Origin of the sequence: Mesorhizobium sp. BH1-1-5 (assembly GCF_020165615.1) — a bacterium.
GTDB lineage: Bacteria > Pseudomonadota > Alphaproteobacteria > Rhizobiales > Rhizobiaceae > Mesorhizobium.
Genome location: NZ_JAIUIM010000005.1, coordinates 288,933 through 315,286 on the forward strand (window position 1 = coordinate 288,933; position 26,354 = coordinate 315,286).

Sequence of the window (26,354 nt, forward strand, 5' to 3'; positions counted from 1 at the left end):
CATGACGCCTCGCCTGCTTTTTGCCGCCCTCGGCCTCATCGCCCTCACCTTGCCCGCCCATGCCGACGGCGAAGTGCAGAAGCTGATCACCGCCGCCGACAAGGCCCGACTGGATAAGTATGGCGAAACGCGCAAGGCAGCCCTCGAGGAGGCCAAGGCCGGCAATCCGTCAGAGGTCAAGCAACTGGATGACCTGCTCGCCAAGCCGCTTGTCGCCTTCTCCGACAAGGACCTCACCGGCAACTGGAAGTGCCGCACCATCAAGGCGGGCGGCATCAGCCCGCTGATCATCTATGGCTGGTTCAAATGCAAGGTGACCGACGACGGCTCCGGCTGGCGGCTTACGAAGATCAGCGGCTCGCAACGCACAACCGGCCGCTTCTTCGACGATGGCGACAAGCGCTCGATCTATCTCGGCTCGTTCTCGGTCAATGACGACAAGGCCAAGCCCTATGGCAGCGGCCCCGAAAGCGACCAGGTCGGCTACGCCTTCCGCAACAGCGCCACCGAATGGCGCATCGAATTCCCCGCGCCCTATTACGAATCGAAGCTCGACATCATGGAATTGAGGCGCTGAACGGCCTTCGACGCTGGCTGAAACGCCTTCGGCACACCAAGGATTAACCCGCGCTGCATAGCATGCGCCGGTCTTCAGAGTGGGGCTTGCCGTGGCAGCGTTGGAATCGAATACGCGACCGGTCGTGGTCGTCACTGAAGGTGGCCCGCATATCTGGGCGATCGTAAATGCGCTTGCCGATCGCGTCGGTCCCGTCAGCGTCATCCTCGAATCCGCTGAATCCAAAAAGCGCCTGCTGATTGGCCGCGCGCGGCGCCAGGGCTGGGTCTCGGCCGTCGGCCAGCTCGGCACGATGGTGCTGACCAGGCTCGGCAAGCGATTCTTGGCCGGCCATACCGAACGGCTGATCGCCGAGGAGAAGCTCGACACCGAGCCGCGGCAAGGCCAGGCGATCATCCACGTGCCCTCGGCCAATGGGCCGGAATGCCTGAAGGAAATCGCGAATATCAAACCGGGTGTCGTCCTGCTCGCCGGCTGCAGGCTGCTGTCGAAGGATACGCTGGCCAAGATGCCTTGCCCGGTGCTCAACTATCACGCCGGCATCGCCCCAAAATATCGCGGCATGAATGGCGGCTACTGGGCGCTGGCCACCGGCGATCAAGGGAATTTCGGCACGACCGTTCACCTGGTCGATGCCGGCGTCGACACCGGCGGCGTGCTGAAGCAATCGCGCGGCAAGCCTAAGACCGGCGACACGATCGCCAGCTACGCTCTGCGGCAAGCAGCCTTTTCGCGCGATATCTGCGTCGACGCGGTCGGCAATGCACAGGCCGGCAGACTGGAAATCATCGATCCCGGCCTGCCGTCCAAGCAGTGGTATCACCCGACGATCTGGTTCTATCTGTGGACCGGCCTGACGAAGCGCGTCTGGTGATCAGCCGGCAACGGATTCCGGCATTCGCCTTGCGTCATTGACAGCGTCGCTTTTGAAGGCGCGCGCGTCGTCCCATAACAAGCGGCCTCATGGCGCTTGCGGCAATGCTCGCAACATCAAGGAGCAAGAGTTTCATGGCCGATCTGATCGTCGTCTATTGGCGCGACATCCCCGCCCAGGTCATCGTCAAGAAGGGCCGGCAGAACGCCAAGCGCGAACTGCCGCTGCGCTTCACCGAGGCGATCGACATGTGCGCCATGCGCACGGGCGCCGGCGGCACCGACGACTATCTGGCCGAGTGGCGCAAGGCCGACCCGATCCCGGTCGGCGACGACATCGAGGCCGAGGTCGAGAAGGCTTTTCAGGAACTCGACGCGAAATACGACCGCGAGCGGCTGGTCGCTCTGGTCAAGGCTGGCGGGAAAGAAAATGTCTGACAAGGAGCCGGCGGTCACCCAGGCCACTTTGGTCAAGAAGGCAGCGCCGAAATCCGACTACAAGCCTGCCGACGTGTCGCCGCAGCGGCGCGTCCAGCGCACTTTTGCGGTGCGCCTGTGGTCGATCCGCCATTCGCGACTGCTCGAATGGTTCTACAGCCGGTTCGCCGATGCCTTCCTGCTGTTGCACCCTCTGTGGAAAGGCATCGGCTACGGCCGCGTCGAAGCGCCGGTGAAATTCGTCGAGAAGCGCGTCAAGGGCTTCATGTTCGACTGCCGCATGTGCGGCCAGTGCGTGCTCTCCTCCACCGGCATGTCGTGCCCGATGAACTGCCCGAAGCAGCTGCGCAACGGCCCATGCGGCGGCGTGCGCGCCAACGGCAATTGCGAGGTCGAGCCGGACATGCCCTGCGTCTGGGTCAAGGCCTGGGAAGGTTCGCGCAACATGGTGCATGGCGACAAGATCCTGACCGTGCAGAAGCCGGTCGATCAGTCGCTGCGCGAAACCTCGGCCTGGCTGCGGGTGACCGCGCAATCCGCCGCGGCGCGCGAGACGACCCAGAACCCCGGAGCTTCGGCATGACCGGCCGCCAGCGCGACGAGAACCCGGCCGGCATCCACCTGCCGCTCGATCCCCTGCCCGGTCACACTTCGCGCGGCCGGCTGGAGCGCGTGCTGCGCCGTGGCGAATTCGCGGTGACGACCGAGCTCAACCCGCCCGACAGCGCCGATCCGGAAGACGTCTACAACCGTGCCAAGATCTTCGACGGCTGGGTCGACGCTATCAACGCTGTCGATGCCTCGGGCGCCAACTGCCACATGTCCTCGGTCGGCATCTGCGCGCTGCTCACCCGCATGGGCTATGCGCCGATCATGCAGATCGCCTGCCGCGACAAGAACCGCATCGCCATCCAGGGCGACGTGCTGGGCGGCGCCGCGATGGGTGTGGCCAATATGCTGTGCCTCACAGGCGACGGCGTGCAGGCCGGCGACCAGCCCGGCGCCAAGCCGGTGTTCGACCTCGATTCCATGTCGCTGCTTGAGACCTGCCGCATCATGCGCGACAACGGCAAGTTCCTGTCCGGCCGCAAGCTGACGACGCCGCCGCAGATCTTCCTCGGCTGCGCGGTCAATCCATTCGCGCCACCCTACGATTTCCGCCCGATCCATCTCGGCAAGAAGATCGCAGCCGGCGCGCAATTCGCGCAGACGCAGTACTGCTTCGACGTGCCGATGTTCAAAACCTTCATGCAGAAGGCCCGAGACCTCGGTCACACCGAAAAGCTCTTCCTGCTCTGCGGCGTCGGTCCGCTCGCTTCCGCCAAGACGGCGAAATGGATCCGCTCCAACGTGCCGGGCATCCACATCCCCGACGCGGTGATCAAGCGGCTCGAGGGCGCGCAGGATCAGAAGAAGGAAGGCAAGCAGCTCTGCATCGACATCATCAACGAGGTGAAGGAAATCCCGGGCGTCGCCGGCATCCATGTGATGGCCTACCGCCAGGAGGAATATGTCGCCGAGATCGTCGATGAATCCGGCGTGCTGAAAGGCCGCCAGCCCTGGAAGCGCGAGATCCGCCGCGATGACCAGCTGGTCGCCGAGCGACTCGGCCACATTCTGCACGACGAGATTACCGAAACCCAGGTGGATATGGTGAAGACCGCGCATTGATGTATGTCGCCCAAAAGTGGGAACGGTTTTGGGACAACGACATACATTGACTTGGAGTCTAAGGACGCTGCCGGAACGCATTCGCTTGAACCAGATCAGATAACGATATAAAGAAGTCTTTATATCCCGACGGAGAGATCGCATGACCCGCACCATCGTCGCCTCGGCGACCCGAGAAATCGTCATCGGCTTCGATCAGCCCTTCTGCGTGATCGGCGAACGCATCAACCCGACCGGCCGCAAGAAGCTGGCCGCCGAGATGGTGGCCGGCAACTTCGAGACCGTCATCAAGGACGCGCTGGAGCAGGCCGCCTGCGGCGCCACCATGCTCGACGTCAATGCCGGCGTCACCTCGGTCAACCCGAATGAGACGGAGCCGGGTCTGCTGGTCCAGACGCTGGAGATCGTGCAGGGGCTGGTCGATCTGCCGCTGTCGATCGACTCTTCCGTCACCGCCGCTATCGAGGCCGGGTTGAAGGTCGCCAAGGGCCGGCCGCTGGTCAACTCCGTCACCGGCGAGGAAGAAAAGCTCGAAGCCATCCTGCCGCTGGTCAAGAAATACAACGTCCCGGTCGTCGCCATCTCCAACGACGAGACCGGCATCTCGATGGACCCGGATGTCCGCTTCGCCGTCGCCAAGAAGATCGTCGAGCGCTGCGCCGACTTCGGCATCCCGGCGTATGACGTCGTCGTCGATCCGCTGGTGATGCCGATCGGCGCGCTGGGCGATGCCGGCCGCCAGGTGTTCGCGCTGCTGCGGCGGTTGCGCGAAGAACTCAAGGTCAACACCACTTGCGGCCTTTCCAACATCTCCTTCGGCCTGCCGCACCGCCACGGCATCAACGCCGCCTTCATCCCGATGGTGATCGGCGCCGGCATGACCAGCGCCATCATGAACCCGGTCCGTCCGCAGGAAATGGAAGCCGTGCGCGGCGCCAATGTGCTGAACGGCACCGACGAGAACTGCACCAACTGGATCCGCACCTACAAGGACTACAAGCCGGCCGAAGGCGGCCATCCGGTTGCCGCTCCAGTCGCGGTGACCGCGCCGGGCGACGGCGCTGCCGCCGGCGGCCGCCGCCGCGGCGGTCGTGAAGCCCGCATGGCCAGGGGATAAGCGCGCAATCGTGAGCCGCACCGCAAACAATGCCTGTCCGATCGCATCGTGGATGCGGCCGGACAGCTCTGCTTTGCGTTCAGGCCATGCCCAGTATGGCGTCGAACAGCGCCATTCCCGCCCACGATCCGAAGATGCCTGTCACGCCGCCGACGATGAAATCATCGTCATAGGCGGGCCAGTACGTGTGCAGCACCAGCGCGCCGACGATCGCGCCGACAATCCCGGTGGCGAGGTATTGCGGATTGCGCAGCCACGAGCCCTTGATCACGCGCACCATGGTGAAGGCGGTGAGGACGGCGGAGATCAGCAGATCCGACATGGTTGGCCCCTGGACCAACGGACTCTCCGCCCAATAGTAAAACGATCCGTTAAACGGCATCGGCAATTGCCATCGAGACACGTGCCAGCATGAATCCTCCCCCCAACATCACCGATCCGCTCGTGCTGTTCATGCCGTCGGGCAAGCGCGGCCGGTTCCCGGTCGGCACGCCGGTCCTCGATGCCGCGCGCCAGCTCGGCGTCTATGTCGAAAGCGTGTGCGGCGGCCGCGCCACCTGCGGGCGCTGCCAGATCGAAGTGCAGGAAGGCAATTTCGCCAAGCACAAGATCGTCTCGTCCAAAGACCACATCTCGCCCAAGGGCGCCAAGGAAGAGCGCTACGAACGCGTGCGCGGCCTGCCTGAACGGCGTCGCCTCTCCTGCTCGGCGCAGATCCTCGGCGACCTGGTCATCGACGTGCCGCAGGACACGGTCATCAACGCCCAGACCATTCGCAAGGACGCCGACACCAGGGTGATCGCCCGCGATACGGCGATCCGCATGTGCTATGTCGAGCTCGAAGAGCCCGACATGCACAAGCCGCTCGGCGATCTCGACCGGCTCAAGATCGCCCTGATGAAGGACTGGGGCCTCAAGAACCTCGAATTCGACTTCTATCTGCTGCCGCAGGTGCAGGGCATCCTGCGCAAGGGCAATTGGGCTGCCACCGCCGCTATCCACAAGGATGCCGAGAGCGACATTGCGCGCGTCATCGCGCTGTGGCCCGGCCTCAAGAACGAGGCTTACGGCCTCGCTTGCGACATCGGCTCGACCACCATCGCCATGCATCTGGTGTCGCTGCTGTCGGGCCGCGTCGCGGCGTCTTCCGGCACCTCCAATCCGCAGATCCGCTTCGGCGAGGATCTGATGAGCCGCGTCTCCTATGTGATGATGAACCCCGACGGCCGCGAAGGCATGACGGTCGCCGTGCGCGAGGCGGTTTCCGGCCTCGTCGACAAGGTCTGCGCCGAAGGCAACGTCCAGCGCGCCGACATCCTGGATTCCGTCTTCGTCGGCAATCCGATCATGCACCATCTGTTCCTGGGCATCGATCCGACCGAGCTCGGCGGCGCGCCCTTCGCCCTTGCCGTCTCCGGCGCGGTGCGCATCAAGGCCTCCGACATCGGCCTGAAGCTCAACCAGGGCGCCCGCCTCTATATGCTGCCCTGCATTGCCGGCCATGTCGGCGCCGATGCGGCCGCTGTCACCCTGTCGGAAGGCCCGCATCGCCAGGACGAGATGATGCTGATCGTCGACGTCGGCACCAATGCCGAGATCGTGCTCGGCAATTCGACGCGCGTCGTCGCGGCCTCCTCGCCCACCGGTCCCGCCTTCGAGGGCGCCGAAATCTCTGGCGGCCAGCGTGCCGCGCCCGGCGCCATCGAGCGCGTGCGCATCGACCCGGACACGCTGGAGCCGAAATACCGCGTCATCGGTTCGGAACTGTGGTCGGACGAGCCCGGCTTCATCGACAGCGTGCAGGCGACCGGCGTCACCGGCATCTGCGGCTCCGGCATCATCGAGGTGGTGGCGGAGATGTATCTGGCCGGCATCATTTCCGAAGACGGCGTCGTCGACGGATCGCTCAGCATGCGCTCGCCGCGCGTCGTCGCCAACGGCCGCACCTTCTCCTACGTGCTGAAGGAGGGCGAGCCGAAGATCACCATCACCCAAAACGACGTGCGCGCCATCCAGCTCGCCAAGGCGGCACTCTATGCCGGCACCAAGCTGTTGATGGAAAAGCAGCTCACCGACCATGTCGACCGGATCCATTTCGCCGGTGCCTTCGGTTCCTTCATCGATCCGAAATACGCCATGGTGCTTGGCCTGATCCCGGATTGCGACCTCGACAAGGTCTCGGCCGTCGGCAATGCCGCCGGCGCTGGCGCCCGCATGGCACTGCTCAATCGCGGCTACCGCCGCGAGATCGAGGAAACGGTGAGCAGGATCGAGAAGATCGAGACCGCGCTCGAGCCGAAGTTCCAGGAGCACTTCGTCTACGCCATGGCGCTGCCGAACAAGGTCGATCCCTTCCCCAAGCTGTCGGCCGCGGTGAAGCTACCGCCGCGCAAGGCGATGAGCGAGGACGGCACCGCCGGCGATGCCACCCCGCGCCGGCGCTCCCGCGAGGAGCGCGCGGCACGGCGCGGCCGCGACTAAAGCATGTCTCCCGAAAGCGGGAACCGGTTTCGGATAAGGACATGCGTAAAATCAAAAACCTAAAGCGCAGGGAGCGAATCTGAAAGATCGCGGCGCGCTTTAAAGCAAGTTCAAGCGTGCAGCGAGTTCATTCCGCGGCCCCTGCGGCCGCGGCATTGCTTGCCTTGATGGCGGCCTTCGGGCGTTGCGGGTGCAGCAGCCCGATCAATGGTTTTTCGACGACCAGATAGAGCATCGCCGAGAGCGCGAGCGTGGCAACCAGGATCGTCGTCGGCTGCAGCGCCGCCGGAACTCCGGTCCTCAGGACGACTCCCGTCGCCAGGACGCCGACCACGACGTGCCACAGGTAGATCGAATAGGACGCATCGCCGAGAAAGCTCGGCAAGGCGGCCGGCTTGAACGGCCGTGCCCGCTCGGCAAAGACCGCGCCTGCCACGATCAGCGCGGCCGGAGGCCCCCAACGCAAGGCACGAGGCAAATCGGCATCGAACAGCGGGCCGGCCGCAAACAGAAGGAATCCCGCGCCAGCCATCGCCAGCGCCACGCCGAGCGGCAGCCTGGCACCCTGGAGCCACAAGCGTCCCACGACGACGCCGGCCGCGAACTCGATCACGACTGGATCGGTGAAGGCCCGTGCGTATCCCGCGGGAAGGACGAAATGCAGCGCGACGATGGCGACAAGCGCACCGGTAAGGACACCGAACCGCCAGCGCTCGCCCATGAAGAGGACCAGTGTGAAAACGAGATAGAACATCATTTCATAGCAAAGCGTCCAACCCTGTATGACGATGGGATGCAGCGCGCCCTCCTGCAGGACCGGCAGGAAGAACAGTGAGCCGACGAAATTCGGGACACTGAAGAAATGACCGTAGAAGAACTGCGGCTTGAGCAGGATGCCCGCAGCGGTCAGCAGCGTGACGATCCAGTAGAGAGGCACGATGCGGGTGATGCGGCGCCCCATGAAACGCCAAGGGTTGGCCGGCCTGCCGGCGGTCGTCACCCACATGATGAAGCCGCTGATGACGAAGAAGACATCGACGCCGGCTGCTCCCACGTGGAACGGGCCGCCGAATTGTTCGCTGACGTGGAAGCAAACGACTGCGCACGCGGCAAGGCCGCGCAGATATTGAACACTATGAATGCTCGTCACGATGCCCTGACCCGTATCGCATCATGTTGCGGTGCACATGCCCCACGCCGCATTGCACAATAACAAAGCAGCCGCTCGCCTCTGTCAACCGCCGAGGGCGGCTATCGGGATAGAAACCGGCATAGCAGCCTCGCAATTCGTTTGTATGCAAATGTTTCCGGATTCGCGCGATCCGGAAACCGAAACGCTGTTTTCGCGAAATCGATCCGATACATGCGTGAGCGATTTAACCGGACATCGAACGGCGGCTGCGGACAATCCGCGGCCGTCGCCGGTCTTCAAGGGAGATGAAAATGTCGATGTACGATAGCCTCAGCCGCTTCGGTGTGACCATCAGGCAGGCTCACGCCAGGAACAAGGCGATCCGCGCGCTGAACAGCCTGCCGGCGCATGTCCAGAAGGATATCGGCTGGCCGGCTTCGCCGCCAAGCGACCCGCAGGCAGCCCTCCATGCGCTGCTTCTGGGCACGCCGCGCTGATGACCCTCGCCGACAAATGCAAACTGCTCGGCAAACGCCGGGGCCGCGACGCGGCCTCGGCGACCGAGGATAACAAATTGCGCGGGGCGCTGCTGCCGAAGCGGCGTTGACACTGGCCCCATCGGATCACACCGATGTGCCAGCGGCGAACCTTGAAATTTTTAACTGAGGTACAATCTTCGGATAGCAGGGGAATTCTCTTAGTCGGCTCCGCCGAGATCCGTGTATCCGCATGCCCAGTTTGAAAAGCCATCTCGTTTCATTCGTTCTGCGGCACAGCCGCAAGAAGGCGTTTTCCAGTCCCGAGAACCTCCAGCGCTGGATCGCCTACGCCCGCAAGACCGAGGACTATCATCCGCCGGCCTTGCTCAAGGCACGGTTGGACATCACCGAGACCGAAATCGACGGCTTTCCCGTCTATGAGATCGCCCCGAAACCGGGCGAGAGCCGGCGCATCCTTTACATGCATGGCGGCGCCTATGTTTTTCAGATCACGTCCTATCATTGGGGGCTGATCGCCGAGATGGCCGAGCGTCTCGGTTTCGGCATCACCGTGCCGATCTATCCCATCGCGCCCGAGCATGATTTCCATGACATGTTCGGCATGGTCGGCGGCGTCTACCGGCGCATGCTCGAAGACACCGACGCCGAGGACATCGTCTTCATGGGCGATTCCGCCGGCGGCAACATGGCCGTCGTGCTGACCATGATGGCGGCCGAGGAGGGCCTGCCCTCGCCGTCGCGTCATGTACTGATCTCGCCCGGCCTCGACGTTTCGCTTGCAAATCCTGAAGTCTTCGAGGCCGAGCGGCATGATCCGTGGCTGGGTATTCCGGGTGGGCTGGAAGCGGTGCGGCTCTACAGCGCCGGTTTCGACCGCAACGACTGGCACATCAGCCCGCTTTACGGCGACTTATCCGTGCTGCCGAAGACGCTGCTGTTGACTGGTTCACGCGACATGCTGACACCAGATAATCTCATCTTCGCCGAACGCGCGCGCGCTGCCGGCGTCGAGGTCGACCTGGTCTACGAGGAAGGCATGTTCCACGTCTGGCCGCTGATCGAGATGCCTGAAGCACGCCGCGCGCGCGACAGCATCGTCGACTTTCTTGCAACTCCGCCACCGCGACGGGCTCGCGCGCGGCGCAGGACAAAGGCTGCCTTCGCGGCCCGGCCCGCGCCGGCGGCCGAATAGTTCAGAACTTGCCGGTTTCGCGGAACAGTTCGAACGTCGCCCGGATGTGGTCGGCGACGGCCTTCACCGGCGCGCTGGCGTCCGGCGCCACCACCATGGCGAGATTGTAGGTGCCGATCTCGGGCATGCCGTCCTTGGCGCCCAGCGAGACCATCTCGTCGCCGAGGAACGACTTCGGCAGCGGCGCCACCGCGAGGTCAGCCATGATCGCGGCGCGCTGGCCGGCCGTGTGGGCGCTCATATAGGCGATACGGTAGTTGCGTCCCTCGCGCCCTAGCGCTTCAAGCGCTCCTGCCCGCCAGGCGCAGCCTTCTTCCCACAGCGACACCGGCAGAGGTTCACGCAGATGCGCGCAGCCACCCTTGGCGCCGGCCCACACGATCGGCTCGGTCAAAAGCACCTCGGCGCCGATCGCACTGGTCTTGTAGGAATTGGTGAGGAGCGTGATGTCGAGCGCGCGGTCGTCCATGCGGCGGCGCAGATTGATGCTCTGGTCGATGGTGACGTCGACGGCGATCGAGGGATGCGACTGCGCGAAACGCTTCAGCACATGCGGCAGCACACGCTCGCCATAGTCGTCCGGAGAGCCCAGGCGCACCACGCCGACAATGTCGGGGATGATGAACTTCGACACCACTTCGCGGTTGATCGACAACAGCCGGCGCGCATAGCCGAGCAGCATCTCGCCATCGGTGGTCAGCGTCACCGAACGCGCATCGCGCGCGAAGACGGAACGGCCGAGGATGTCCTCCAGCTTCTTGATTTGCATGGAGACGGCCGACGGCGTGCGGAACACCGCATTGGCGGCGGTGGTGAAGCTGCCGGTCTCGGCGATCGCCACGAAAGTGCGCAGCACATCGAGATCAAGCAGCGGCAAAGGATGATTGAGCGGGGCGTTCATGGCAGGCTGCCTTCAATTTTTCTGATGCAATCCATCATTCCATTTCGTTTGATTGAACATCACTCCGGGCGCATAGTCAACTCGATCGATGCGGGATGCTGCCAAAAGCAGCCATCAAACGACCCCGACACAGTCCTGCAATCGACACGAAATGAAGCTGAAACAGATCTGACTTAACGCAATGACGGGCGCCTCCCTGCCCGCATAGAGGAGAAAGAAATGTCTATCCTGTCGTCCATTGGTCGGCTTGCGACCGAATTCAGCGCGGCCCGCGCCCGCTACCAGACCGAACGCGCCATCCATGCGCTGCCGATCGAACTGCAGAAGGATATCGGCTGGCCGGAAGCCGCGGATGCCAAGCCCGGCTTGCGCCTCGGCGTCGGAAGCTGGGCCGGAGCGAAGTAATCAAGTGTGTATGGAGTTCTGAAGGCCTGCCGCGTCAGCTCGGCAGGCCTTTTGTTCGTTTTGAGCCTTTTTGTTTGCATTCAAACAACTTTTCCAGCCATGCGGCCGCTGCATGACGCATATGAACCACTCGCATAGCGGGTTAATTTGCAAATTAAAGCACTGTAGATAATAGGAAATTTTAGGCAGCCTGCACAATAACGTCGCAAATCATGTCGCTTTTCATATCAAGCGCTTCGTTTTTGCGATTTAGTTTTTGCTGAAGCAGGCCTATATGAGCGTCAGCAAAAACGAGCTGCCCCACTCCTTAAGCGAAGGCGACCCGTCTGAGCAACCAAATGGAGATGATGATGAAGCTCTTTGCCCGCCTGTTTGCCCGCCGCGAAATGAACCTGACGACCGCCCTGGAGCGTCAGCGCCTCGCCAAGACCATGCCCGGCCAGACCGGTGCCGTGGCTGCTGCCCGTCTCGGCTTCATTGCCTAAGACAATCCGGCCCAATAAGTTGAATTCAACGCCGCCCGGCTCCGCCGAGGCGGCGTTTTCATTTGAGCGCGGACACCTGCCGCCCGTGCAGCGGCGCGCTGCGGTTGCACGCATTGCCCATTTGCGACCCATGTCGCAAATATAATCTTCACTTAGCCGCCTACCCGATTGACAGGAATGGTTTTTCCTGTTGTCGCTATGCTGTTCGCGACATCCTGTTCGCGTCATGGCTGCGTGAGGTTTCCCCGTGAATGCCGTAAAGCATGCGATCAAGAGATCGTTTGTATTCTTCCTCATTCCCGATTTCACCATGATCGCCTTCGCGACGGCGCTTGATCCGCTGCGCTCCGCCAACCGGATGCTCGGCTACGAGGCCTATCGCTGGCGGCTGGCCAGCATCGACGGCAAGCCGGTGCGCGCCTCGAACGGCGTCGAATGCGCCGTGAACACCTCGCTCGAGGAAGAGCGCAAGAAGATGGCCGGGCCGGATCGGCCGAACATGGCGATCGTCTGCAGCGGCATCAATGTCGAGCGCTACCACAACAAATCGGCCTTCGCCTGGCTGCGCGAGGAGTATAATCGCGGCGTCGCCGTCGGCGGCCTGTGCACCGGCGCGCATATCCTGGCCGCGGCGGGCCTGTTGTCCAACAAGCGTTGCGCCATCCATTGGGAGAACCTGCCGGGCTTTTCCGAGGCGTTCCCGAAGGCCAATGTCTTTGCCGACCTCTTCGAGGTCGACCAGAACGTCTACACCTGCGCCGGCGGCACCGCAGCGCTCGACATGATGCTGAAGCTGATCGGCGACGATTTCGACGAAAGCCTCGTCAACCGCGTCTGCGAGCAGGTGCTGACCGACCGCGTGCGCAGCCCGACCGACCGCCAGCGCCTGCCGCTGCGCGCTCGCCTCGGCGTGCAGAATTCCAAGGTGCTCACCATCATCGAGCTGATGGAGGCCAATCTTTCCGAGCCGCTGTCGCTGATCGAGATCGCCGATCATGTCGATCTGTCGCGCCGGCAGATCGAGCGCCTGTTCCGCACCGAGATGGGCCGGTCGCCCGCCCGCTACTATCTGGAGATCCGGCTCGACCGGGCCAGGCACCTGCTGATCCAGTCGTCGATGCCGGTGGTCGAGGTGGCGGTGGCCTGCGGCTTCGTCTCCGCCTCGCATTTCTCCAAATGCTACCGCGAGCTTTACGCCCGCTCGCCGCAGCAGGAGCGCGTCGACCGCAAGCAGCTGCTGGCGGCATAACAGGCAGGCGCGGTTCTCTATACGGATTGCGTCTGCGCCGTCCGCATCGCCTCGACGCGGATGTCTTCGGTAAGCTGCGCCTTGAGCGCCGAGAATTCCGGGCTGGTCTTCAGCGTGTAATGGCGCGGATGCGGCAGGTCGACCGGCACGTCCGACTTGATGCGTCCGGGCCGGGCGCTCATCACGATCACCCGCGACGCCATGAAGATCGCCTCCTCGATGTCGTGGGTGACGAACAGCACCGTCTTCTTGCGCCGCTCCCAGATGCCGAGCAGCAATTCCTGCATCAGCCCGCGTGTCTGGTTGTCGAGCGCGCCGAACGGCTCGTCGAGCAAGAGGATCGCGGGATCGTTGGCCAAGGCGCGCGCGATCGCCGTGCGCTGCTGCATGCCGCCCGACAGCTGCTTCGGCCAATGATTCTCGAAACCTTTGAGGCCGACGAGATCGACATAGGAGGCGACGATCTCGTTGCGCTCGCGCTCTGGCCTGCCTTGCTCGCGCAGGCCGAAGCCGATGTTTTCGGCGACTGTCAGCCAGGGAAACAGCGTATAGGACTGGAACACCATGCCGCGGTCCGGTCCGGGCCTCGTGACCGCCTTGCCGTCGAGCAGCACGCGGCCGGTGCTCGGCGCTTCCAGCCCGGCGACGATCCTGAGCAGCGTTGACTTTCCGCAACCGGACGGTCCGAGGATGGTGATGAAATCATTGGCCGCGACCGCGAGGTCGACGGGCTGCAGCGCTTGCACCGGCTGCCCGCCCCTGACCCCGTCAAAGGTCCGTGAAACGCCCTCGATCAGCAGCTTGCTCATGCCAGGCTCCATGGATAGAGCCAGCGGTTGAGCGCCTTGAAGGCGAAATCGGACAGAAGCCCGATCAGCCCGATGACGATGATGCCGAAGATGATCTGCCCTGTCGCCAGCCGCGACTGGCTGTTGATGATCATGTAGCCGATGCCCGACGATGAGCCGATCAGCTCGGCGACGATCACATAGGTCCAGGCCCAGCCGAGCACCAGCCGCAGCGTCTCGGCGATCTCCGGCGCATTGGCCGGCATGATGACGCGCTTGACGATGCCGTTGTCGGTAGCCCCCAGCGTATAGGCGGCTTCGACCAGGTCGCGGCGCGTGCCGCCGACCTTGACCGCGACGATCAGAATGATCTGGAACACCGAGCCGACGAAGATCACCAGGAGCTTTTCCAGCTCGCCGATGCCGGCCCACAGGATGAGCAGCGGGATGAAGGCCGATGCCGGCAGGTAGCGCGCAAACGACACGAACGGCTCGAGGAAGGCCTCGACCGGCTTCCAGGCGCCCATCGCGATGCCGATCGGCACCGCGACGATCGACGCCAGCACGAAGCCGCCGAAGACGCGCCAGATGGTGATCAGGATATCGAGCCAGAAACGGTCTTCGACGAGCAGCCGCCAGCCGTCCCTCAGCATCGACAGCGGATCGGCGAGGAAGATCCGGTTCACATGGCCGCCGAGCGTGATCCATGCCCAGAAGGCCACGAACAGCACGAAGAAAGCGATGCCGAGCACGGTTCGCGTGCCCGGCGCAACGGGATGCAAGGGACGCAGCATCAGGCCCTGTCCTCGAAAGAAGGGATAGGCGGCGCGGTGCCGCCGATCGGGTGATACGCGATCAGTTGGCCACCGCGCTGGTGTCGGCGAGCGTCGTCACATCGGGCGCTTCCTTGATCAGCCCCATCTGCAGCAGCAGCTCGCCAGCCGTCTTGGAAAAGTCCTGGAAATCCTTGGTGAAGAACTGCTTGTTCTCCGCCTTGTCGGCCCATTTCAGGTACTTGGCCGAATCCTCGAACTCCTTGCCCGACTGCTTCACGTCGGCGCCCATGATCTCATAGGATTTCTGCGGGTCCTTCTTGATCATGTCGAGCGCGTCGAAATAGCTGTCGGCGAGCGCCTTGGCCGCGTCGGGATTGGCCTTGAGGAAGTCCGGTGTGCAGCCGACCGTATCCATCACCATCGGATAGTCGAGCGTGGTCGCCAGGATATGGCCCTGGTCGGCCTTGTCGCGCACGGCCGAGATGAAGGGCTCGTAAGTGACGGCGGCATCGTTCTGGCCGGCGAGGAAGGCTTGCGCCGCCGCGTCGGGCTCCAGATTGACGACGGTGACGTCCTTGGTCGACATGCCGTTCTTGTTGAGCACCCAGGCGAGCAGGAAGTAAGGCGACGTGCCGGGCGCGGACGAAGCGACGTTCTTGCCCTTGAGATCGGCGACGCTCTTGATGTCGTTGCGCACGACGATGCCGTCGGCGCCATAGGATTTGTCGAGCTGGAAGATCTGCTTGGTGGTGACGCCGCTGGCGTTCCACACCATCCAGGTCTCGACCGTGGTCGCCGCGCATTGCAGGTCGCCGCTGGCGATGGCCAGCGGACGGCTCGCCTGCGGCACTTTCTTGAGCGTCACGTCCAGCCCGTGCTTTTCGAAAAGCCCGGCCTGCTTGGCCAAGGTCAGCGGCGCGAAGCCGGTCCAGCCGCTGATGCCGATGGTGAGCGAGGTGGCTGCCATCGCGGGCGCGCTGAGCACCGCGACCGCCGTCAGCGCCGCCGCGAAGATGGAGGTTCTGTTCATTGTGGTTCCCCTTTTTTGTGGTGGAGCGCAGATTGTCTCACAGACGCCAAAAGGCTTGTCAATGAAGCAGAAGCCGCACTCGACCTTGGTCCAGTCCGACGCTTCCGATCCGTCACGGCATGCCCCAGCCGCGATTGCGCCACATCTTCTCGCCGGCCAGGCAGTCGGCGGCCGGCTTGTCGTCGGCGAGCACGACCGGCGGATGCGCGGCCTCTTCCGCCGCCCATTGCGGCGAGGCGGGGCCAGCAAGCTCGAGCACCAGCTTGCGGCGGATTGCTTCGGGGAACTGCGTCCAGTCATTGACCGGGATCATGAAGGCGCCCGGCCCGCCGATGACGCAGTCGCTGTAATAGCGGTCGAGATTTTCCACATCGAAGGCGCCGCTGAACCTGCCGCGGGTCATCAGCGGCAAGCCGTTGATGGTGATGCCTTGTTTGACCACCCCGTCGCGTGTGAGGTTGACGGGCGCGCCCTGGTTGTTGGGCCCGTCGCCCGAGACGTCGATGACGCGCTTCGTGCCCTGAAAACCGCTCTCGGCGAACAGGTCGCTGCCGAAGGTCAGCGCGCCGGAGATCGAGGTCCGCCGGGCGCTGTCCGGCGGGCGGGCGTTGAGCTGAGCCACCACCTTCTCGGCATCGTCGCGATTGGCGATCACCGTCCATGGCACGACGACGCGCTGCCAGGTCGTGCCTGCCCATTCGACATAGGTGACGGCGATCTTGCCATAGGCGCCGTCGGCGATGGCCTTCAGCACGTTGTCATGCGTCAGCGCCGCCGCATAGCCATGACGCTGGATCTCCAGTTCCGCCGGCGACATGGAGAGCGATACATCGACCGCCAGCACCAGTTCGACATCGACTGGCTCTGCGGGAGATGCTGCCGGTGTCAGCCAGAGCGCCAGCGCCAACGCGGCACTGCCTGAAAGGATATGCCTTGCGCGGGCATAAGCAGACATGGGGGAAGGTTAGGCGAAAATCGCCGCATGCAAAAGCTGGGAATCCGGGGGCATCGGATTTCCACCGGCGCGGACCTTGCTAAAAATACCGCGCGAGGTTCGAACGAATGCGCTCCAGCACGGTATCGCCGGAAAGGTCGGGCACGAATTTCGCGCCGGTGATCGCCTCATAGGCCTGGATATAGACCGCCGAGGCCTGATTGACGATCTCGTCGGGAATTTGCGGGATCTGGTCCTTGTAGGGATCGCATCGCGCCGACACCCAGGAGCGGACAAAATCCTTGTCGAAACTCTGCGGCCGCCCGCCGCTTTCGAACGCCTGGTCGTAGGTCGAGGCGATCCAGTAGCGGCTGCTGTCGGGCGTGTGGATTTCGTCCGCCAGCACGATAGTGCCGTCCGGCGCGGTGCCGAACTCATACTTGGTGTCGGCCAGGATCAAGCCGCGTTCGGCGGCGCGCTGCTGGCCGCGGGCGAACAGCTGCAGCGCATGGCGAGACACGGTGTCCCACTGCGCCTGCGTGAGAAGCCCCTGCTCGATGATTTCCGCCTCCGACAGCGGCTCGTCATGGCCGCCGCTTGCGGCCTTGCTGGTCGGCGTGATGATCGCTTCCGGCAGCTTTCCGTTGTCGCGCAGCCCGTCCGGAAAGGTATGGCCGTAGAAGCTCCGCTCGCCCTTCCGGTACTTGGTCAGGATCGAGGTGCTGGTGGTTCCAGCCAGATAGCCGCGCACGACCATCTCGACCGGCAGCATGTCGAGCCGCGTGCCGACGACGACATTGGGGTCGGGATATTCCAGCACGTGGTTGGGGCAGATGTCGGCGGTTTCCTCGAACCAATGGCGCGCCGTCTGGGTGAGCACCTCTCCCTTGAACGGGATCGAGGCCAGGATGATGTCGAACGCGCTCAGACGATCGGTGGCGATGATGATGCGGCGGCCGTCCGGCAGATCGTAGTTTTCGCGCACCTTGCCATTGTAGCGATTGGGCAATTCGGGAATGAAGGCGTCGGACAGGATGCGCATGGGGCGTGTTGCTTTCGCGGGCTTCTGATGCGGCCACATAAGCCGCTGGCCCCCTGCACATCAAGCCGGATGCTGCGGAGCGGGCTTCTTATTGCCGGCAGCGCGGAACGCTCGCCAGTTCGGCCTGAAGGAAGGTGGAATCCACAACAGGATTCCGGCTGTGGCCGCAGGCACAATGACCGCGAAACGCAGGATCGAAAGCAAGACGCCGCAGAAGCCGACGATCCGCACAGCGGTATCCGCGCCGAAGCGCGGCGCCAGCAGGTGCCTGGCGATCGCCCCGCCATCGAGCGGATAGGCCGGAAGGAGGTTGAGAATGGCCAGAACCGCGTTCACCAAGGCGCCAAACCAACACGTCCAGGCAAGAAGCGTGTCCGGCCTGGGAGGCGGCGAACTGAAAAGACCAGCCGGCTCGACAGGCAATAAAGGCCGGGCAAAAAGGTAATAGGCAGCGGCAAAGCCCGCCGCCAGGACGATATTCAGCAAAGGCCCGGCGAAGGCGATCCACGCCCAGCCATAGGGCGAGGCCATACCGGGCTTGAACCAGGCAATTCCGCCGAAGAGGTAGAGGTCTATCCGTTGGGTGCCGATGCCGCGCCGTCGCGCTGCCCAGACATGGGCAAGTTCATGCAGGAACACCGACAGGAACAGAAGCACGGCGAATATGACGGTATGGGTCAGCGCGGTCTGCGGACGCCTCGACCACTCATGCAGGAACGGCAGGATGGCTGGAATGGCAAAGGTCCAGCTGACATGAACGGGAATGTCTCCGTTCATCCTGAAGACGAACGCGTCGTTCTTCATGTCCCAGCCGAACCGTTGCAAGCCTGCTCACTCCACCCTGCGCAACGCTAGAGCAATTCCAGGAAAAGTGTGAGCGGTTTTCCGTCCGGAATTGCGCTAAAACAAAGAGATAGAGCGAGAATCTCGGCCCGCACAAAGCAAAAGCCCGACCGAAGCCGGGCCTTGCATCTTTCTGCGTCAGCGATCCTCAGCTTCTCGGCTTGAGGTTCTCCGGGTCGTAAAGCGGCTTGTAGCCGACGCCGGCCACCTCGACCGGATAGGTCTCGCCAAAATACTCGACCTGCAGCTTGCGGCCCTCCTGGCAGTAGGCCCGGGGCAGATAGGCAAGCGCGATGTTCTTGCCGATGGTCGGGCCGTAGGCGACCGAGGTGGTGAAGGAGCGGCGGCCAAGCTCGTCGACCAGCGTCTCGCCGCTAGCCGGATCCTGCACCGGCATGGTGCCGACCGGATAGCGCGCGACGCCCTTGGAATCGGTGTTCTCGGTCATCACCAGCGTGCAAAGCATCGCCGGCTGGTGCTCGCGGGCGCGGTATTCCACATGCTTGGCCTTGCCGCAGAAGTCGTTCTCCTTGACCTTCGGACGGGCAAGGTCGGCCTCAAGCAGATTGTACTCGGTCAGAAGATCGGCGTTCTGCAGCCGCAGGCTCTTTTCCATGCGGCGCGTGTTGGCATAGGTCTCGACGCCGAACGGCATGACGCCGGTCGAGCGCAGCGCGTCCCAGACGGCCAGGCCGTCCTCGTAGCGCATATGCAGTTCCCAGCCCTGCTCCCCGACATAGGAGATGCGGAAGGCGGTGACGTCCTTGCCGCCGATCTTGATCGGCTTGATCGCGGCGAAGGGGAAGTTCTCGACTGAAAGGCCTTCCGGATTCTCGACCACCTTCTGCAGCGTCGTGCGCGCGTTCGGACCCCAGATGCCGATGGTGACGTACTTCTCGGTCACATCGGTGACGGCGGCGTCGAAGCCTTTGTCCTGCGCGGTACGCTGCATGTAGCGGAAGTCGCGCGGGCCGGCGTCGGCGCCGTCGATCACCCGGCAGCGGTCGGCCATGCGGATGACGGTGAAGTCGGCGCGCACCATGCCTTCCTCGTCGAGGAAGTGGGTGTAGATGCCCTTGCCGATGTTGTTGTCGCCGCCGATCTTGGCCGCGCACAGCCATTCGAGCAGCGCGACATGGTCGGGCCCTTCGAGGTCGTACATCGAGAAGTGCGAAAGGTTGACGATGCCGCAATCCTCGCTCATCGCCAGGTGCTCGGCGTTGGAGACGCGCCAGAAATGGCGGTTGTCCCATTCATTCTCGCGCACCGGCACGCGGTTGCCGTACTTCTCCAGGAGATGCTCGTTGGCGGCATAGCCATGCGCGCGCTCCCAGCCGCCCAGCTCCATGAAATAGCCGCCGAGCTCCTTCTCGCGTTCCCAGAAGGGCGAGCGGCGGATGTTGCGGCCCTTCGAAAACGGCTCGCGCGGATGGACCGCCGGATTGTAGACCTTCATCGCCGTCTCGGTGCAGCGATCCCAGATGAACTGTTCCTGCGTCTGATGCGGGTAGAAGCGTGAATAGTCGATCTGGTGGTGGTCGATCTCGGTGCGGCCGTCGGTCATCCAGTCGGCGATCAGCTTGCCCATGCCCGGGCCGTCCTTGACCCAGATGGCGACGGCATACCACAGGCCCCTCACCTTCTGGCTCTCGCCCATCGACGGGCCGCCGTCGGTGGTCACCTGCAGCAGGCCATTGAAGGAATGGCCTTCATTGTAGCCGAGCTCGCCGAGGATCGGCGTCAGCTCCATGGCGCGCTCCAGCGGCGCCATGATCTGCTCCATGTCGAGGTCGCGCTGCGACGGCGACAGTCGCGCCTGATCCTTTTCGAGCAGGTCGCGCGGGTGGCAGAGGCGCGGATTGGTTTCCTCGTAGTAGCCCCATTCGATCTGCCCGCCCTCGGCGGTCTTCGGATCGCCGGTGTCGCGCATATAGGCCGAGTTGCCCTGGTCGCGCAGCAGCGGCCAGCCGATCTCCTTGCCGGTGCCGGCAAACTCGTTGTAGGGGCCGAAGAAGGTCAGCGGATGGTCGATCGGCATGACCGGCAGGTCTTCGCCGACCAGCGCCGCGGTGAGCCGGCCCCAGATGCCAGTGCAGACCACGACGTAATCGGCCTCGATCGTGCCGCGCTCGGTCACCACGCCCTTGATGCGGCCGTTCTCGACGATCAGCGACTTGGCCGAAGTGTTGGCGAAAGCCTGCAGCTTGCCAGTGGCGACACCCTGGTCGACCAGCTTGCCGGCAACGGTCTGCGAACGCGGGATGACGAGGCCGGCGTCGGGGTCCCACAGGCCGCCCTGCACCAGATGCTCCTCGATCAGCGGGAATTTTTCCTTGATCTCGGCCGGCTCGATCAGACGCGCACGCGTGCCGAAGGATTTGGCCGAGGCGATCTTGCGCCTGATCTCGTCCATACGGGCATCGTCGCCGACCCTCGCCACTTCGAGGCCGCCGACGCGCGCGTAGTGGCCCATTTTCTCGTAGAAATCGATGGAGTAGAGCGTCGTCCAGCACGACAGGAAATCGTGGCTGGTCGTGTAGCAGAAGTCCGAGGCATGCGCCGTCGAGCCGATATCGGTCGGGATGCCCGACTTGTCGATGCCGACGATGTCGTCCCAGCCCCGCTCGATCAGGTGGTGGGCGACCGAAGCGCCGACGATACCGCCCAGGCCGACGATGACGACCTTCGCCTTTTTCGGAAACTCTGCCATTGCCCGCGACTCCAAAGCGATAGACGGGCGCGTTTGCGCCCCTTCGAATGGCGCACAATATGCAGAGGACGCGGATTGAGCTACCGCCTGTTTGCGACACGCCGCAGGTGCGGCGCGACCCAACGCGCTGAGCAGTCACCCTAGACGAATTGGCTCAGGCGAAGGCCCAGACGTCCTCGGCCTGGAAGCCGACCTGGTAGCCGGCGGTCTTGAGCTTGACCACAACCTGGCCGATCTCGGCGGCCGGCAGCGCGCCGACCTCGATCTTGATCATGCCGGGACGGTAGCGCTCGAGGTCGAGCTGCTCGAACACCATCCAGTCGGCGCCCTCGCAATCGACCAGGAAAGCGTCGATATGGGCAATGCCGTTGCGGTCGAGCAGCGTCTGCAAGGTCTCCGACGGCACCTCGATGTCCTTCAGATGCGGCGCGAACTTGTTGAAGTTGGCGTCGGCCGCGCCCCAGGCGTTCTTGCCCGACATCAGATTGGTGTCGGTGACCGACGAGCAGCCGATGAACTCGATCGGCAGCGTGCCGGCTTCCAGCGCCGCGGCATCGAAGGTGTGGACCGTGATCGTGCCCTTGGTCCTTGTCACCGCCACCGGCTCGATGACGAAGCGGCCGGCATCCGGGTAATTGGCGCGAAGCCGCTTCTGATTGTAGGGGATCGGCTCGACCAGCATGGCGCGCGCGCCGGGGATCCGGTGCAGCCAGGGCGTCACGTCATCGAACAGCGCGCCGTCGCAGGCGCCGACATTGACCATCTGGAACGGCCGGCCATTGCCACCGAAACGCGCCCGGAGCGCCGCCTTGGCGAGGAACTTCGTGCCGTGCAACGCCGGCCCGCGATCGAGCAGGCCCGCAGGCAGGCCGAGCGACAGGAGAATGCGCGCGAAGCTGGAAAGCGAGCTCATGACTTATCTCCGGGAATGACCTGCGGCGCCGCGCGGCGCCCGCCCTGGCTCGCCGCGGCCCACAGAGCCATCAGCGGCGCGGCGAGCAGCAGGAAGGGCGGCAGAAGATTGGGGAAATAGATGCGGGTGTCGTGGATCGGGAAGACGGCGAACTTCGCCAGCACGCCGAGCACCAGCGCCGCCAGCAGAATGCCGGCGCGGCGGTCGAGTTGGAAGCCAGCACGGTTCAAGCCGAACCAGCCCGCCAGTGCCAGGACCGAAACACCGACCCAGCTGTTGACGCCGATGGCGCGCACCACCGACGCGGCGAAGGCCTTCAGATAGGCCGCCAGAGAAAATGGCGGCTCGAAGCCGACCATGTTGTAGTGCTGCTCGATGCTGGAAAACCATAGATGCGGCCACCAGCCGGGATGCTGCGCCCAGTGCGAAATGGCGAAATAGGCGATGAATGAGGCAACGAAACCGACCAGCGCGCCCCATGCCTTCTCGCGGAACGCGACGAGCAGCACCGCGAAAATGGCGAGGAAGACGATGTTGTCGGGCCTGGCCATGAAAGCCAGGAAAAGCAGGATCGCCGTCGCCGCCTCGCGCTTGCGCACATAGGCGAAGAGCCCGCCGAGGAACAGCGCCGAGCACAGCAGATCGGGCGTCGAGGCCCGCGCCGCATCGCCGAAATCGGCCATGATCAGCACCGCGCCGACGACCGGCGCCAGCGCCAGCGCGCCTTCCGCGCGCAGCCAGGCGAGCGTGATGACGCCGGACAGAAGCACCGCGAACACCTGCACCAGCCGCATCGCCTCGACCGGCGAGACGACATGGCTGAGGTTGGACAGGATCTCGGCATAGAGGAACTTGATCCGGTACATGCCGAGCAGCGAATGGAAGTCGGCCGCGCTGTCCCACATGTGGCTGCGGAAGCCGCCGCCGTCGTCGGTCAGCGTCTTGTAGTCACCGGCCGACACGCCGGTCTTGACCGTGCTGTAGGCATAGTCGTGCAGCGCCTGCGGATCGGGATAGGTGCCTTCCTCGGCGATCGCCAGATAGGGCAGCATGTCCCAGTTGGCGTCGGGCATGAACCAGGCGGTCGCGGCGGTCAGCAGGATATAGAGCGAGAAGGCGACCGCGCCGATCGACGCGCCCCATTTTGCGTAAGCCCCCTCGCCCCACGCCAGGCCGGCGCCGGTCAGCCGTTCCAGCGGATTGGTCGGAGCGGACGGCCTGGTCAGCATGCTCGGCGGCCTCTACTTGCCGACCTGGCTTTTCACGAAATCCTTCACGATCGCCACGATGCCGCGCGACAACAGGCTGTCGAAGGCGTCGACGAAGCGGTCGACATGCTCGGGCTGGCAGATCAGCGGCGGCTCGAGCCGGATGACGTTGCGGTTGTATTCGGTGAAGGCGACGAGCACGTCGTAGTCGCGCAGAAGCAGCGATCCGACGAAACCCGACAGGGAGCCCTTCAGCTTGTCGTCGAGCACGCTCACCACCGGTCTGAGCACCATCGGCAGGGTCTGCGAGAAATCGTGGAACTCGAGCCCGATCATAAAGCCCTCGCCGCGCACGTCCTTGATGATCTTCGGATATTTTTCCTTGAGCGCCTTGAGCCGCTGCAAAAGGTACTCGCCGGTCGAGGCGGCGTTGTCGATCAGCCCCTCGTCATAGAGCACATTGATGCCCTCGATCGCGGTGACGCAGGCCTCGCCCATGCCGCCGAAGGTCGCCATGGCATGGATCATCGCCGTCTTCGGCGTGCCATAGGCCTTCATGTAGACGTCGCGCCTGGCGATCATGGCGCCGACCGCCGCCTTGCCGGCGCCAAGCGACTTCGCCAGCGCCGTCACATCCGGCACCACGCCGTAGTGCTCGAAGGCGTAGAAGCGACCCGAGCGGCCATAGCCGCACTGCACCTCATCGGCGACCCACAGCACACCATGCCGGTCGCAGAGCGCACGCAGCTTCTGCCAATATTCGGTTGGCGCCTGGATGATGCCGCCGCCGCCCTGGATGGTTTCCAGCACGATGACGCCGATCTCGGGGTCGCTCTTGAACAGGCGCTCGACGGCGTCGATGTCGGCGAAGGGAACGCGCACGACATTGTCCGCCACCTTGAAGTCGGCGCGGTAGAGCTGGCCGTCGGTGATCGCCAGCACGCCCTTGGTCTTGCCGTGGAAAGAATTCTCGGCATAGACGACCTTCGGCCGCTTCGGGCCGGCGGCGCGCTCGGCGAGCTTCACCGCCGCTTCCATGGCCTCCGAGCCGGACGAGCCGAGGAACACCATGTCGAGGTCGCCGGGCGAGCATTTGGCGATGTTGTGCGCAAGGGCTGCCGCATATTGCGACATGAAGGCGATGGCGATCTCCTGGCGCTTTTCCTCCTGGAACTTCTTGCGGGCATCCAGGATGCGCGGATGGTTGTGGCCGAAGGCGAGCGAGCCGAAGCCGCCGAAGAAGTCGAGGATCTTGCGGCCGTTCTGGTCGATGTAGAACATGCCCTCGGCGCGCTCGATCTTGACCTTGTGGAAGCCGAGCAGCTTCATGAAATGCAGCTGTCCAGGGTTGAGATGCGCCTTGAACAGGTCGGTGATGCGGGCGACGTCCATCGCCTTCGCCTGCTCGACGCTGATCAGCTCGGGCTTGGCGATGGAGGTGGGCGAAAGCGCCGGCGCGTCGACCAGCGTGCGCGCGCCTGTCTGTTCCGGCTTGGCCATGACGGTCATCTCTGAATCTCCCTTCGTCGCCTTATTCGGCAGGCACGTGTGTGGTGGCGACGGCATGGCCGTCCTTCTTGGCGCGGTATTCGCTGTAGGCGGCGATCAGCATGTCCTCGTCGCGATATTGCGGCACCCAGCCGAGCTGGCGCTCGGCCTTGGACACGTCGAGCACGCACTCCTCGTCGGCGATCAGATACTGTTCCGGATCCATGATCGGCATGTTCACGAGATCAAGCAGGTCGAGCGTGCGCTTGACCGCCCAGCCGGGCGTCGGCAGCAGGATCGACCGCGAGCCGGCATGGCGGATCAGGTCGCCGAGCAATCTTTTGACCGGCGGCGGATTGAGCGAGCCGAGATTATAGGCCTCGTTCGGCACGCCGGCTTTCCAGGCCGCGCGGGCGGCCTCCGCGCAGTCGAACACCGAGATGAACTGATAGGGATTCCTGCCCGAGCCGATCATTGGCACCGGAAGATTCCAGTCGATCAGCTTGAACAGCTTTTCCAGGATGCCGAGGCGTCCGGGGCCGATGATGAGACGCGGCCTGAACAGCGAGACCGACATGCCGCGCTTGCGCCATTCGGCGGCGAGCTCCTCGGTCTTCAGCTTCGACAGCCCGTACTCGCCGAGCGGCGAGACCGGATGGTCCTCGGTCATCGGCAGCACCACCGTGTGGCCGTAGATCATGTCGGTCGTGTAGTGGACCAGCTTCGACGCGCCGGCCTTGTCCATCGCCTGCATGATGTTCTCGGTGCCGTGGAAATTCACCGGGAAGAAGAAATCATGCCGCTTGGCGCGCACCTGGATCGGCGACAGCATCTTGGCCGACAAATTGTAGACCATGTCATCGGCCTTGAGCCCCACCTTCGCGACCGAGGCGGGATCGGTGACGTCGCAGGTGATGAAGCGCAGCGAGCGGTAATGCGGCAGGTCGCTCTTGACGATATCGGCGACGACGACGGTCTCGCCATCGGCGACGAGCTTGGGGGCAAGGTGACGGCCGACGAAGCCGTCGCCGCCGAAAATCACATGTCTCATCGAACGACCTCGCTTGTGCCGATCTTGTCGGGATTGATGGATGCGGTCCTGTCCTCATGCCCGCGCCCACTTTGCGCGATCAGGACCGTGCCGACGCAGATGCAGGCGATGCCGGCGATGCGCCAGCCATTGAGGTCCTCGCGGAAGACGAAATAGGCAAAGATCGCCACGGCGACATAGGCGAGGCTGAGGAACGGATAGGCGAAGCTGAGCTCGACCTTGGACAGCACATAAAGATGCGACGCCATCGAGATGACGAAGGTGCACAGGCCGAGGAACACCCAGGGGCTGAACACGATCTGCAGGAGCTTGACGAGCGGATTGACGCCTTCGAAGGAGATCGGCCCCATCGACATCATGCCCTGCTTCAGCATCAGTTGCGCCGCGGCATTGGTCATGACCGTGAAGAGAATGAAGATTATGTATTTCATTGTTGCTACCCCGCCCCTTGGGCGGTCCTATTATAGACCTGCAAATATTTCGTGAAGCTCGGACGGTGTTTTGCGTAAACCACGGCGCAACGTTTCATTTACCACGATTTATTCGACTT

General features: G+C 63.7%; 27 protein-coding genes. 12 read left to right on the forward strand and 15 right to left on the reverse strand.

Going from position 1 to position 26,354, the window contains the following annotated elements:
- Nucleotide 1 precedes the first annotated feature (1 nt).
- The 6 genes from LB572_RS09345 to LB572_RS09370 all read left to right on the forward strand — a co-directional run bounded on the left by LB572_RS09345 (nt 2) and on the right by LB572_RS09370 (nt 4,676).
- A complete protein-coding gene (locus tag LB572_RS09345) occupies nt 2-577 on the forward strand; it encodes a DUF4893 domain-containing protein (protein ID WP_140801643.1) in 576 nt (191 codons plus the stop codon).
- A gap of 91 nt (nt 578-668) precedes the next feature.
- Nucleotides 669-1,451 (forward strand): formyl transferase, encoded by a 783-nt coding sequence (locus tag LB572_RS09350; protein WP_224667527.1) that lies wholly within the window; start codon nt 669-671, stop codon nt 1,449-1,451.
- 134 nt (nt 1,452-1,585) lie between these two features.
- Nucleotides 1,586-1,888: a virulence factor gene (locus LB572_RS09355; RefSeq protein WP_112099163.1), complete on the forward strand. Its 303-nt coding sequence runs from the start codon at nt 1,586-1,588 to the stop codon at nt 1,886-1,888.
- Nucleotides 1,881-2,471, forward strand: coding sequence for a methylenetetrahydrofolate reductase C-terminal domain-containing protein (locus LB572_RS09360; RefSeq protein ID WP_224667528.1), 591 nt, complete (start codon nt 1,881-1,883; stop codon nt 2,469-2,471). The genes LB572_RS09355 and LB572_RS09360 overlap by 8 nt, the downstream gene beginning before the upstream one ends.
- Nucleotides 2,468-3,559: a methylenetetrahydrofolate reductase gene (locus LB572_RS09365; protein WP_140801646.1), complete on the forward strand. Its 1,092-nt coding sequence runs from the start codon at nt 2,468-2,470 to the stop codon at nt 3,557-3,559. The genes LB572_RS09360 and LB572_RS09365 overlap by 4 nt, the downstream gene beginning before the upstream one ends.
- Before the next feature lie 142 nt (nt 3,560-3,701).
- Complete coding sequence (locus LB572_RS09370) at nt 3,702-4,676, forward strand: methyltetrahydrofolate cobalamin methyltransferase (protein ID WP_140801647.1); 975 nt, start codon at nt 3,702-3,704, stop codon at nt 4,674-4,676.
- Nucleotides 4,677-4,755: 79 nt separating this feature from the next.
- On the opposite strand, the gene LB572_RS09375 is transcribed toward LB572_RS09370, so the two are convergent.
- Nucleotides 4,756-4,998 (reverse strand): hypothetical protein, encoded by a 243-nt coding sequence (locus tag LB572_RS09375; RefSeq protein WP_224667529.1) that lies wholly within the window; start codon nt 4,996-4,998, stop codon nt 4,756-4,758.
- Nucleotides 4,999-5,087: 89 nt separating this feature from the next.
- On the opposite strand from LB572_RS09375, the gene LB572_RS09380 reads away from it, so the two are divergent.
- On the forward strand, nt 5,088-7,157 hold the full coding sequence (locus tag LB572_RS09380; RefSeq protein WP_224667530.1) for an ASKHA domain-containing protein: 2,070 nt from the start codon (nt 5,088-5,090) through the stop codon (nt 7,155-7,157).
- A 127-nt stretch (nt 7,158-7,284) separates the two neighbouring features.
- Here LB572_RS09380 and LB572_RS09385 read toward each other — a convergent pair whose 3' ends face one another.
- Nucleotides 7,285-8,307 (reverse strand): acyltransferase family protein, encoded by a 1,023-nt coding sequence (locus tag LB572_RS09385; protein ID WP_224667531.1) that lies wholly within the window; start codon nt 8,305-8,307, stop codon nt 7,285-7,287.
- 293 nt (nt 8,308-8,600) lie between these two features.
- Between LB572_RS09385 and LB572_RS09390 the strand changes: the two genes are divergently transcribed.
- Nucleotides 8,601-8,786 (forward strand): hypothetical protein, encoded by a 186-nt coding sequence (locus LB572_RS09390; RefSeq protein ID WP_224667532.1) that lies wholly within the window; start codon nt 8,601-8,603, stop codon nt 8,784-8,786.
- Between the two features lie 232 nt (nt 8,787-9,018).
- A complete protein-coding gene (locus LB572_RS09395; RefSeq protein WP_224667533.1) occupies nt 9,019-9,981 on the forward strand; it encodes an alpha/beta hydrolase in 963 nt (320 codons plus the stop codon).
- 1 nt (nt 9,982) lies between these two features.
- Here the strand turns inward: LB572_RS09395 and LB572_RS09400 are convergent, their stop codons facing one another.
- The gene (locus LB572_RS09400) at nt 9,983-10,882 is read right to left on the reverse strand and encodes a LysR substrate-binding domain-containing protein (protein ID WP_040981895.1); all 900 of its coding nucleotides are present in this window, start codon (nt 10,880-10,882) and stop codon (nt 9,983-9,985) included.
- 219 nt (nt 10,883-11,101) lie between these two features.
- On the opposite strand from LB572_RS09400, the gene LB572_RS09405 reads away from it, so the two are divergent.
- From LB572_RS09405 to LB572_RS09410, 3 genes are all read left to right on the forward strand, one after another.
- Entirely contained in the window at nt 11,102-11,287 is a 186-nt protein-coding gene (locus LB572_RS09405; protein ID WP_140801651.1) for a hypothetical protein, read from the forward strand.
- Between the two features lie 350 nt (nt 11,288-11,637).
- Nucleotides 11,638-11,772, forward strand: a complete 135-nt coding sequence (locus LB572_RS34375) for a hypothetical protein (protein ID WP_112099240.1) — start codon at nt 11,638-11,640, stop codon at nt 11,770-11,772.
- Nucleotides 11,773-12,082: 310 nt separating this feature from the next.
- Nucleotides 12,083-13,021 carry a GlxA family transcriptional regulator gene (locus LB572_RS09410; protein WP_254633786.1) on the forward strand — a complete coding sequence of 313 codons (939 nt, stop codon included), beginning with the start codon at nt 12,083-12,085 and terminating at the stop codon, nt 13,019-13,021.
- Between the two features lie 17 nt (nt 13,022-13,038).
- Here the strand turns inward: LB572_RS09410 and LB572_RS09415 are convergent, their stop codons facing one another.
- From LB572_RS09415 to LB572_RS09470, 12 genes are all read right to left on the reverse strand, one after another.
- A complete protein-coding gene (locus LB572_RS09415; protein ID WP_140801653.1) occupies nt 13,039-13,830 on the reverse strand; it encodes an ABC transporter ATP-binding protein in 792 nt (263 codons plus the stop codon).
- Nucleotides 13,827-14,603 (reverse strand): ABC transporter permease, encoded by a 777-nt coding sequence (locus tag LB572_RS09420; protein ID WP_224667534.1) that lies wholly within the window; start codon nt 14,601-14,603, stop codon nt 13,827-13,829. Before LB572_RS09420 ends, LB572_RS09415 begins: the two co-directional genes overlap by 4 nt.
- 61 nt (nt 14,604-14,664) lie before the next feature.
- A complete protein-coding gene (locus LB572_RS09425) occupies nt 14,665-15,615 on the reverse strand; it encodes an ABC transporter substrate-binding protein (protein ID WP_224667535.1) in 951 nt (316 codons plus the stop codon).
- A 112-nt stretch (nt 15,616-15,727) separates the two neighbouring features.
- The gene (locus LB572_RS09430) at nt 15,728-16,570 is read right to left on the reverse strand and encodes a DUF1194 domain-containing protein (protein WP_140801655.1); all 843 of its coding nucleotides are present in this window, start codon (nt 16,568-16,570) and stop codon (nt 15,728-15,730) included.
- A gap of 79 nt (nt 16,571-16,649) precedes the next feature.
- Entirely contained in the window at nt 16,650-17,591 is a 942-nt protein-coding gene (locus tag LB572_RS09435; protein WP_224667536.1) for a phosphoribosylaminoimidazolesuccinocarboxamide synthase, read from the reverse strand.
- Between the two features lie 60 nt (nt 17,592-17,651).
- On the reverse strand, nt 17,652-18,416 hold the full coding sequence (locus LB572_RS09440) for a site-2 protease family protein (RefSeq protein ID WP_224667537.1): 765 nt from the start codon (nt 18,414-18,416) through the stop codon (nt 17,652-17,654).
- A gap of 166 nt (nt 18,417-18,582) precedes the next feature.
- Nucleotides 18,583-21,144 (reverse strand): GcvT family protein, encoded by a 2,562-nt coding sequence (locus LB572_RS09445; protein WP_224667538.1) that lies wholly within the window; start codon nt 21,142-21,144, stop codon nt 18,583-18,585.
- Between the two features lie 154 nt (nt 21,145-21,298).
- Nucleotides 21,299-22,057, reverse strand: coding sequence for an FkbM family methyltransferase (locus tag LB572_RS09450; protein ID WP_224667539.1), 759 nt, complete (start codon nt 22,055-22,057; stop codon nt 21,299-21,301).
- The gene (locus tag LB572_RS09455; RefSeq protein WP_224667540.1) at nt 22,054-23,286 is read right to left on the reverse strand and encodes a hypothetical protein; all 1,233 of its coding nucleotides are present in this window, start codon (nt 23,284-23,286) and stop codon (nt 22,054-22,056) included. The genes LB572_RS09450 and LB572_RS09455 overlap by 4 nt, the downstream gene beginning before the upstream one ends.
- 12 nt (nt 23,287-23,298) lie before the next feature.
- A complete protein-coding gene (locus tag LB572_RS09460; protein WP_224667541.1) occupies nt 23,299-24,774 on the reverse strand; it encodes an aspartate aminotransferase family protein in 1,476 nt (491 codons plus the stop codon).
- Between the two features lie 22 nt (nt 24,775-24,796).
- Nucleotides 24,797-25,804: an NAD-dependent epimerase/dehydratase family protein gene (locus tag LB572_RS09465; RefSeq protein WP_224667542.1), complete on the reverse strand. Its 1,008-nt coding sequence runs from the start codon at nt 25,802-25,804 to the stop codon at nt 24,797-24,799.
- Complete coding sequence (locus LB572_RS09470) at nt 25,801-26,235, reverse strand: EamA family transporter (RefSeq protein WP_140801663.1); 435 nt, start codon at nt 26,233-26,235, stop codon at nt 25,801-25,803. The genes LB572_RS09465 and LB572_RS09470 overlap by 4 nt, the downstream gene beginning before the upstream one ends.
- Between the last annotated feature and the right edge of the window lie 119 nt (nt 26,236-26,354).